The following is a 9,979-nucleotide window of genomic DNA, read 5'->3' as shown; positions in this document are numbered from 1 at the left end:
GGCCCGCACCGCCCTGTCCGTCACCGCCGAAGGCACCCACTTCGACACCGTGCTGGAAGGGCGCCGCAGCTACGAGATCGGACTCAAGGCCGGGGTCACCAACGCCTTCCCTCACCTTCGCCACCTGGTCTTCTCTCGGACCCTCACCGAGAGCCCCGACCCGACCGTCGAGCTGGTCGCCACCGACCCGACCCAGACGGTACGTGAGCTCAAACGCCGGGACGGCAAGGACATCTGGCTAATCGGCGGCGCCGAACTGGCCGGCGCGCTCTACCACCAGATCGACCAGCTGATCCTCAAAGTGGGCGCACTGACCGTCGGCACCGGCATCCCGCTGTTCTCCCGCACCGCCACCTTCGACCCCCGCGCCTGGCAACTCACCGACCACACCGTGCTGGACAGCGGTGCCGCCTTCCTCACCTACAACCGCCCCGCCGAATCCGCCGCATAAGGGGATGTGCGCCAACCATCCCTCCTCGCTTCGATCGGCCAACCACACCGCCACAGCCTGAGATGCTCCGGATAGCCCCGATCAAGAGGTTGATCCAGGGCGGGAAGGGGGTTCGCGGGCGCGTCCCGAGGGTCGTTCCGATACCCCGGCGCGTCATCGGCATCCTTTCAGGGCGACGATGCAACGAACGACCCGACCCCATCGGTCGTTATCGCTTGACCCTGGCCTGACGCGATTCCCCGAACGTTGGTCCGCAAGCGCCGGTGCGGACTCGAACAGCGCCCGGAAGTCGACTGCGGACCCGATCGTGCCGACGCCCGCCGGTCGATAGGTTCCGGCAAACCGGACACGCCCGAAGGGGCGTATCAGCAGCCTGCGGCGGGATGGTGTGAACACAGTGACGCTGTTGGCGTCGTTAGCGTGCACAATGGGACCGACGACACGCGAGGTGATCGAGGCGAGGGTGCGGACGGTGGAGCGGCTCCAACTCGGTGATCACGTCTGTGTCCTCGTCGACGGTGTCGATGACGGGCTCGAGGTGATCGCGCAAACCGTCGCGGCCGGCCTTGCCGCCGGCGACCGGGTTATCGTGTTCACGGAGTTGGTGCCGCCGGCGCAGGTGCTGGCCGGTCTGGAGGCCCGAGACATCCTGCCCGGCCGCGAGGGTCGGGCCGGGCAGGTACAGGTGGTGTCGGCTCGGGAGGCGTACCTGCCGGCGGGCCGCTTTGAGCCGGCCCGTCTCATGGAATCGCTGCGGGGTCACGTCGAGCGGGCGACGCTTGACGGCTATCCGGGGTTGCGCCTGGTCGGTGACATGGCTTGGGCGCTGAGCGCTCCGCCCGGTGTCGACCAGTTGGCCGGCTACGAGGCGCAGGTCAACCACCTGTACATGGATGGGCGGGCGCTGGGTGTCTGCGTTTACGATCGGCGTGCTTTCGACGGTGACCTGCTGCAGCGGATTTCGTGCGCGCACCCCGCGACGCGCGCGACGGCGGTGGGGACGGGCTGGGCGCCGCTGCTGCGTATCCGCCGTACCAGCGATCCGTACGGGCTGCGGCTGATCGGTGAGGCGGACTTCAGCAGCGGCCAAGCGGTGGCCGCGGCCGTCGATGCGCTGGTGGACCAGCAACCCGACCCGGCCGCGCCCATCCACATCGATCTGGCGGGCCTTCGGTTCGCCGACGCGGCGACCGCCGCGCTGCTGACCCGGCTCTCGCTGCGCACGCCTGCCGGCGTGCACCTGTTCGGATGCCACGGCCCGGTGGCAAGGATCCTGGACTGCCTGGGGGCCACCGGGCTGCCGGCGGTACGCTTCAGCCGCGCCGCCGGGACGGAGCTGATCGCATGAGTACGACGACCGCGGAACCGTTCACCCATCCGGCGCTGCTGTACCGTGACGACGACGAATACCTGGCTGGTACCGTGCCATTCATCCGCGAGGGCCTGGCCGTCGGGGAACCGGTCGCGGTGGCCGTGCCCGCCGCCAACCTTGCACTGATCCGGGATGCTCTCGGCGCGGACGCCGATCGGGTCCTGCTGCGCGACATGATGGTGGCCGGCCGCAATCCGGGCCGGATCATCCCCACCGTTCTGCTGGCCTTCGCCAACGCCAACCCGGGGCGGCGGGTGCGGTTGATCGGTGAGCCGATCTGGGCAGGGCGCAGCGCCACCGAATATCCGGCATGCGCCCAGCACGAAGCGCTCATCAACGCCGCGTTCGCCGGCCGGCCGGCCACGATCCTGTGTCCCTACAACACCCGCCTGCTCGACCCGGTGTGGATCGAGGACGCGTACAAGACCCACCCGGTCATGGTCGACGCCGACGGTGGCTTCGACAGCGTCCACTACGACGAGCCGTCCGTGGTCGCCGCGGCCTTCAACCTGCCGCTACCCGACCCGCCACCGCATGCCACCACCCTCACGATCGACGTGTTCGCCCTACCGGTCGTGCGGCGCATGGCCGCCGAGCACGCCGAGCGGGCCGGGCTGCCACCGCAGCGGATCGCCGACCTGGTCCTGGCCGTGAACGAGCTGACGACCAACACCCTCCGGCACGGCGGCGGAACCGGGAAACTCGCGCTCTGGAGCGACGATGACCAGCTGGTCTGTCAGCTCGCGGACAACGGCTACCTCAGCAATCCCCTCGCGGGACGCATCCCCGTGCCGGCCGACGCGCTCGGCGGCGGCCGGGGCCTGCTGCTAGTCAATCAGCTGTGCGATCTCGTCCGGGTCTATACCAGCTCGGCCGGCACCACCATCCGCGCCTACCTGCACCGCTGAATCGACCGACGGCCCACAACGGCAAGACCGGTCTCCGGTCATGCTTCGCCGATGCGACGTCGCACGCCCTCGGCGCGTGCCCACGAACGAGCATTTGATCTTGAGCTGACGTGCGCGGTGTGTGCTCTCCAGTCGGTGTCATCGTCGGTTGACCGGCGCCAGCTCGGGCCAGCATGGCCGATCGCCGTCAGTTCGGTCCGGAGGTCACGCGTGCCTCTACAGTACGGTGTACGTTAGCGTGTCGACTGCGGTAGGCGACGTGTTGCCTGCCCGATTCCTGGAGGTACGGTGCAACTCGGGCGGTTCGCGGTGGTCTTCGAGCCGGGCGATCCGCCCCGGACCGGCACGGTCAATGTCTACAACCCCGCCGGCGGCGCCCTCCCGGCTGAGTTCGACGAACTGGGTGAGTGCCGCGAGCTGGATCTCGCGCTCCCCATCGACGGCCCGGTGGCGGCCTGGACGGTGCCGGTCTGCGCAGTGCCGATCGGCGACGCCGTCCGGCACCTCGTCGCGCTGCGCGACCTGGCGGACGTCACCCCCGCCGCCGCCTTCTGGTCCACCGTTGCGGTGACCGGCCTACACCTGGTCGCTCGCGGGCGCCTGCTGCCGGGCGTCTCCCCGAAGGGGTATGACGCCTGGCGGGCGGGCCCCTTCGACATCGCCGACATGGAGCTCATCCGGGCCCTCGCTGCGGCGATGCCACCCGAGGCCCGTGCGGCGCCAATCGACATCGCCGCCGCTCAGCTCGTCCTGCCCGATGCGCAGGCGCTGGTCCGGGCCTTCCTCGACGCGGTGGCCGACACGCTGCCGCGCACCCCGGCGGCTCCCTGGCTGACCGGGGACGTGCGTTTCACCGCCCTTGAACCCCAGCCAGTGGAGGACCTGCGTGGCTGGGCGCGGGAAGTCTCCGCCGGGGTGGACACCGGCCTGCGGGTGGCGCTGCGGCTGGAGGGCCGCGGGGATTTCGACACCACCCCGGTCGTCGCCGTCGTCCGGCTGCGCAGCCTCTCCGACCCGACGCTGGTCAGTGACGCGGCGGCGCTGTGGGAAGGCCCCGACCACGGTCTCGGCCGCCGGGCGACCTTCGAGGCGATGCTCGCCGTCCGCCGGGCCGCTGCGGTGTGGCAGCCGTTGCAACGGCTCCTCGACGAGGCCGCGCCGGTCGAGTTGGAGCTGCTCGACGAGGATCTGGTCGACCTCCTCGGGGGTGCCGAGGAACAGCTGGCCGGTGCCGGCATCGACATCGAGTGGCCACCCCAGCTCTTCCGCGGGCTCAACGCCCGGGCGCTGGTCAGTTCCCCGCCGGAGCGGCCGGCCCACATGGCGGAGTTCTTCCGTTCCGCCGTGCCGATGCCACTGAGTTGGCAGCTCACCCTGGCCGGCGTGCCGCTGACCGATGGGGAGATGGATCTGGTGGCCAGGTCTCGGCCGATCCTCCGGCTACGGGGCCAGTGGGTAGCCGTCGAGCCGGAGCTGGCCCGCAAGGCCCGAGAGCGGCAGTTGCGGCCCCTGACGGCGTACGACGCGCTGGCCTCGACGTTGATCGGCAGCGCCGAGATCGACGGTGATCGGGTCGAGGTGGTGGCTGACGGTTGGCTGGGCACGCTGCGCGAGTGGATCGCCGATCCGGAGGGCGGCCCCGAGCCCCTGGACCCACCGTCCGGTCTTGCGGGCACCCTGCGTGAATACCAGCTGCGTGGTCTGCGGTGGCTGGAACGGATGACCATGTTCGGCTTCGGTGGCTGCCTCGCCGACGACATGGGCCTGGGTAAGACCGTCACTGTCATCTCGCTGTACCTACGACACCAGGAGAACCCGCCGACCGCCGGTCCGGCGCTCGTGATCTGTCCCGCCTCGGTGCTCGGCAACTGGGAGCGGGAGATCCAGCGGTTCGCCCCCGGCGTCCCGGTCCGCCGCTTCCACGGCAGCGCCCGATCTCTGGACGGACTGACCGAGGGGTTCGTGCTCACCAGCTACGGAACCATGCGCGTCGACGCCGGTTTCCTCGCCCGCCAGGACTGGGGCCTGGTGGTCGCCGACGAGGCGCAGTACGTGAAGAACCGGCTCAGCAGCACCGCGAAGGCACTGCGGGAGATCCCTGCCCGATCGCGGATCGCGCTCACCGGCACGCCGGTGGAGAACAACCTCTCCGAGCTGTGGGCCATCCTCGACTGGACCACGCCCGGCCTGCTCGACAAGGTCGGCACGTTCCGGGCGCGGTGGGCGCGGCCGATCGAGGTGGACCGCGATGGCGCGGCGGTACAGCGACTGTCCCGGTTGGCGCGGCCGTTCCTCATGCGGCGGCGTAAGTCCGACCCCGGCATCGCACCCGAGCTGCCGCCCAAGACCGTCACCGACCATCTGGTCCCGCTCACCGGGGAGCAGACCATCCTTTACCAAAAGGTGGTGGGTGAGGTGATGGCGGAGATCAGGGCCAGCACCACCCAGATCGCCCGCCGTGGCCTGGTGCTCAAGCTACTGGTCGGTCTGAAGCAGGTGTGCAACCACCCGGCGCACTACCTCAAGGAGCCGCACGGCAAGCTCAGCGGCCGGTCGGAGAAGCTCCAGCTCCTCGACGATCTGCTGGAGACGATCCTCGTCGAGGACGGTGGCGCGCTGGTCTTCACCCAGTACGTGCAGATGGCCCGGCTGCTGGAGCGGCACATGGCCGAGCGGGGGGTGGCGGCGCAGATCCTGCACGGTGGCACACCGGTGCCCCAGCGGGAGAAGATGGTCCAGCGGTTCCAGGCCGGCGAGGTACCGGTGTTCCTGCTCTCGCTCAAGGCGGCCGGTACCGGCCTGAACCTGACCCGTGCGGACCATGTCATCCACTACGACCGCTGGTGGAATCCGGCCGTCGAGGAACAGGCCACCGACCGCGCCTACCGGATCGGGCAGACCAAGCCGGTGCAGGTTCACCGGCTGATCGCCCAGGGCACGCTGGAGGATCGCATCGCCGAGCTGCTGGAGGCCAAGCGGGAATTGGCCGACGCGGTGCTCACCGGCGGGGAGAGCGCCCTGACCGAACTGTCCGAGTCCGAACTGCTCCGGCTCGTGCAGCTCCGCGACGAGGGATGAGGAGCCAGGACGTGGATTTCGACGTCGAATTGGACGACGAGCTGGACGGCGTTGACGACGCGGAGCCGTCCGAGGACGACAGGCGGGCTCGTAGCTTTCCGACGTTCGGACCGGGCAAGCGGATCGGCAAGAAGTTCGCCGACACGTGGTGGGGCAACGCCTGGGTCGATGCGATGGAGCGCACCGCGCTCGACCCTGAGCAGCTCAAGAAGGGCCGCCGGTACGCGTGCGCGGGTCAGGTGGGGTCGATCACGGTGAGCCCGGGCCGGATCTCCGCTCCGGTGCACGACGGTGACCAGTACGCGCCACACGAGACGGTGGTGCGCATCGGAACCCTCTCCGAGGTTCAGTGGGATCGGCTGCTGGACAAGGTCGCCGCGAAGGCGGGACACATCGCTGCGCTACTCGACCGGGAGATGCCGTACGACCTGGTCAACACCGCCGACGACGCCCGGGTCCGGTTGCTGCCCGGTTTAGGTGATCTCGAGCCGGCATGCGACTGCCCCTCCTGGGACCACCCGTGCCGGCACGCCGCGGCGTTGTCGTACCAGGCAGCGTGGCTGCTGGACCGGGACCCCTTCGTGCTGCTGCTGATGCGCGGACGCGCCGAGCTGGAGCTGATCGAGGAACTGCGCGAACGTAACGCCCGCCACTCGATTGCCGCGACGGACGACGACGGCCTCCTCGGCACGCGCGCGGAGGAGGCGTACGCGGTCCCCCGGGTTCCGCTGCCGGCGCCGAGCCGACCGGTGCACGGCGAGCCGATGGCGCTCGCTCCGGTCCTCGAAGACCACCAGGCGCCCGGCATCCATGCGGAGGCGCTGGGGGTACTCGTCGCCGACACCGCTTCTCGTGCCCGGCACATGCTCGCCGCGAACCGTTCGGAGGTGCCCGCCCCCGTGCACGACGCCTGGCAGGACGCGGTGCGGCTGGCCTCCCGGATGCCGCGTTCCCGGGTCGCGAAGCGACTCGGTGAGGCCAGCGGTCGGGCTGACGAACTGCCCAGGGCACTCAAGGCATGGGAATACGCCGGGGCAGACGGCGTGGACGCCATGGACGCGGTGTTCAGCCCACCCCGGGAGGTCGCGGCCCGCGCCACGGACGCGTTGCGCGAGGCTTGGGAGGGCGACGGCCCGGCACCCGACGTGAAGAACTGGCGCAACCGGTGGACCGTCGGGCGGGACGTGCAGCTACGGTACGGCCGGGACGGGCGCTGGTATCCGTTCCGGCGTCGCTCCGGGGAATGGTGGCCGGCCGGGCCAGCCAGCCACGACCCGGCCGATGCCCTGCTCGACACGTCCCGGGACTGACCACCGCCACCGAGCGACGTCCGGTCGGCTGGTCGTCACCGTTCTTCCCACTGATGCGGCCACCGGCGCGACGGCCGCGTCAGCGGGCGGGTGCGCCCGCGGCGGATCGAACCTGCTCAGGGCGGCGTTGGTCGGTGCGGCCGCACCAGTGACGGGCGGCGGCGGGTACGAGGGCGTGCCGGCCGGCTCACCGCGGCCGGCCCGGTTCCTTCTTCCTTACCCGGCTCATCCAGTGGGCCACGTCCCGCACCGACAAGGGCGACGCCTTCGCCCGCCACTCGCCGTTTTCGACGACCAACGGCCGTAGCTCGACGGCGCGGCGCGCCAACCGGGGTGATCCGGGCTCTGCGTGCTGGGCGGGCTCGGCAATGCACCGAGCCCGCCCTTGAGTTCCACCCGATCCTGATCACGAGCCGTGACAACGCTTGCCCGGTCCGGCGTCCGTCGTTGCCCGCGAGCTCAGGAACACTCGAGCCGGACCTGCGTCACGCGACTAGCGCTGCAGGGTCAGCACGCCCGGCCGGTACGGCAGGAGGCCGTAGTCCATGCCGTCGGAGCGGGGGTCGCGTCCCTGGTAGAGGAACTGCAGGTTGCACGGGTCGATGGTCTTGGTCTGGTCGGGGTTGGTGCGCACCAGATCGCCGTGACTGATGTCGTTGGTCCAGGTGGCGCCACTGTTGGCCTTGCCGGCGAAGGGGTTGGTCAGGGTGTCGGCCTGCGGTGTCCACGTACCGTCGAGGCTGGTGGCCGTGAACGAGCGGAAGTAACGACCCTGCGAGCTCTGCGCCTCGACGATCATGAGGTACTGGTTCTGGCCCTGGACCTTGTAGACCTCGACCGCTTCGAACAGCCTTTCCGGCGTGTCGCTCATGATCTTCGTGTAGCTCGAGCCGAAACTGCCCGGGAAGTTCCCGAGGGGCATGCTGGACCGGTAAATGTTGCCGAGGTCGTCGGCGAAGAACATGTACATGTTCTTGTCGTCGGCGATGAGGGTCTGGTCGATGGGGGCCCCGGTGGGGAGGGTGCCCGTGAACAGCTCCTGATGCGCTCCCCAGCCGTTGGGGTTGGTGGGGTCGGTCGAGGTGCGGTAGGAGAAGGTGTATGGCCAACCCCACTGGTACGCGAGCACCCAGATGTTCTTCGGGGCGTGGTACAGAAGGGTGGGCGCGACGGCGTTGAAAGGCAATTTGCTTTGGGTGGCCGACGCCATGTCGGACCAGTTCGTGAAGGGGCTGAACATCGTCGATTCCCAGGCCCCGTTGACCCGGGTGTCGTGCGTCGTCCCGTAAACCAGCTTCTTGCCGTTGTGGACGACGGCGGTGAAGTCCTTGAGCGAGACCCATCCCGACGCCGGTTCCGCCAGCGGGCCCGTCGACGTCCAGCGGTACGTGGAGGGTAGGGCGCAGGCGCCGCCGTCGACGCGGACGAGTTGCCACTGCTGGTTGGCGCCGTTCCAGTCATCGTACTGCTGGATGTTGGCGCCGTCGGCGGTCGACAGCCCCCCCACCTCGATGGCCTTGCCGCTGTTGCGGTTGATCAGTCGGACGTAGCCGCTGTCGGAGTCGACGAGCCGGAACTGCTGGTTGGTGCCGTTGGTGTCGGTCCACTGCACGATCGCCGCGACGTTGGCGGTGGAGGAGTTGGACACGGCGGCGACCTTGCCGGAGTGACGGGCCTTGAGCCGGTAGTAGCCGCCGCCGGAGTCCACGAACTGGAACTGCTGGTTGTTGGCGTTGGTGCGGTTCCACTGGATGAGCCCGGCGCCGTCGGCGGTGGACGCGCCGTTGACGTCGAGGGCCTTGCCACTGTTGCGGTTCACCAGCACGTACCAGGCGGTGGTCTCCACCGTGGCGGCCGACGCCGGCGTGGCCACCGTGAGCAGCCCGCCCACGACCGCCACGACTGCCGCAGCGGCCAGCCCCGACCGCCACCGACGACGCCACCTCACGGTGCGCGCAAACCCAACAGACATAGCATCTTTCCTTTCCTCATGTGGGACCGCAGACATCAAGCGAGCCCGGCAGTGGTTGGTGAGCCGACCCACCGGCATGGGCATAGACGTCTGCGTATGTGAGCGCTAACATCGACGGCCACATGTCGGCCGGCACGTCAACAATCAATGTGGCACCCGAGTTGGGTGTGCAGCTCCCCCGCGGCACCGGTCGCCCGGCACCCCGACATGCGGCTCGACGGGACCACGCAGCACTGCCGCACCCGGCCCAGACGAGCGATGACCGGCTGCCCGTGCGGCCGGTTACACGTTCGTGTCCAACGAGTTGCGGCACATCCTCAGCGATCAGCGTGGGCCAAGTCAACACCCCGGACCTCGCGACCATGACAGGTTGCGGAGATCATCCCCACCAGCCACCACAAGTACGAAAAGCCCTCTTTGATGCCTTGCTCGACGACGTGAGACTCAGTCTGACGACACAGTCGATCTACGCGGCCAGCTACCATCCCGACCCCTGTACGTGCCACCGGACGGTGTCGGTGTGCCGGTCAGTGCCAGATACGCCAGTGTGAACACAGACCCACGCGGCCGCCACTGCTTCAGCAGCGGAGCCCACTGTCCGAGCGACAGCTTCTTCCGCCCTGCAACCGAGCGAGCGACCCGACCAGATCAAGGTGCACCGGGACTGGACCCGGAGGGTCGACAGCTTCCGCTCACCGTCAAAGCACGTCGCCTACCACCTGCAGCAGCGGCTCGCCGAGGGGATTGACAGCAAAGGTGTTATCGCTAACATTCTGCGGTAACACCGCCTTCACCTGTCCGTCACCCAGGGTCTTGAAGGCAGCCTCGGGTGGCGAGCAGGCACATATCCCTCCCCCAGCCCGCATTCCACCGCCCTTCAGCCACCAC

General features: G+C 69.3%; 7 protein-coding genes. 5 read left to right on the top strand and 2 right to left on the bottom strand.

The features are described from left to right. The 5 genes from E1182_RS26180 to E1182_RS26160 all read left to right on the top strand — a co-directional run. Window positions 1-451 (top strand): dihydrofolate reductase family protein (locus tag E1182_RS26180; RefSeq protein WP_132270141.1); only part of this gene is annotated, 451 nt, incomplete at its 5' end. A 472-nt stretch (window positions 452-923) separates the two neighbouring features. Further along, entirely contained in the window at window positions 924-1,799 is an 876-nt protein-coding gene (locus E1182_RS26175) for an MEDS domain-containing protein (protein ID WP_165942722.1), read from the top strand. After that, window positions 1,796-2,731 carry a sensor histidine kinase gene (locus E1182_RS26170; protein ID WP_132270137.1) on the top strand — a complete coding sequence of 312 codons (936 nt, stop codon included), beginning with the start codon at window positions 1,796-1,798 and terminating at the stop codon, window positions 2,729-2,731. The genes E1182_RS26175 and E1182_RS26170 overlap by 4 nt, the downstream gene beginning before the upstream one ends. A 288-nt stretch (window positions 2,732-3,019) precedes the next feature. After that, window positions 3,020-5,809, top strand: a complete 2,790-nt coding sequence (locus E1182_RS26165; RefSeq protein ID WP_132270135.1) for a DEAD/DEAH box helicase — start codon at window positions 3,020-3,022, stop codon at window positions 5,807-5,809. An 11-nt stretch (window positions 5,810-5,820) separates the two neighbouring features. After that, window positions 5,821-7,119 carry an SWIM zinc finger family protein gene (locus tag E1182_RS26160; protein ID WP_243706424.1) on the top strand — a complete coding sequence of 433 codons (1,299 nt, stop codon included), beginning with the start codon at window positions 5,821-5,823 and terminating at the stop codon, window positions 7,117-7,119. A 493-nt stretch (window positions 7,120-7,612) separates the two neighbouring features. Here the strand turns inward: E1182_RS26160 and E1182_RS26155 are convergent, their stop codons facing one another. Continuing rightward, window positions 7,613-9,091: a non-reducing end alpha-L-arabinofuranosidase family hydrolase gene (locus E1182_RS26155; protein WP_132270131.1), complete on the bottom strand. Its 1,479-nt coding sequence runs from the start codon at window positions 9,089-9,091 to the stop codon at window positions 7,613-7,615. 698 nt (window positions 9,092-9,789) lie between these two features. Beyond that, on the bottom strand, window positions 9,790-9,979 hold a 190-nt coding region (locus tag E1182_RS31765; protein WP_207921521.1), incomplete at its 5' end, for a hypothetical protein.

Source organism: Micromonospora sp. KC721, from assembly GCF_004348355.1.
Taxonomy (GTDB): Bacteria; Actinomycetota; Actinomycetes; order Mycobacteriales; family Micromonosporaceae; genus Micromonospora.
Note: the sequence above shows the minus strand (reverse complement) of the source record. Positions and strands in the feature narration are given on the sequence as shown.

Bases quoted from the DNA above. Each gene is read 5' to 3' on its own strand.
- E1182_RS26155 (WP_132270131.1), bottom strand. From the start codon at position 9,091: ATGTCTGTTGGGTTTGCGCGCACCGTGAGGTGGCGTCGTCGGTGGCGG.
- E1182_RS26170 (WP_132270137.1), top strand. From the start codon at position 1,796: ATGAGTACGACGACCGCGGAACCGTTCACCCATCCGGCGCTGCTGTAC.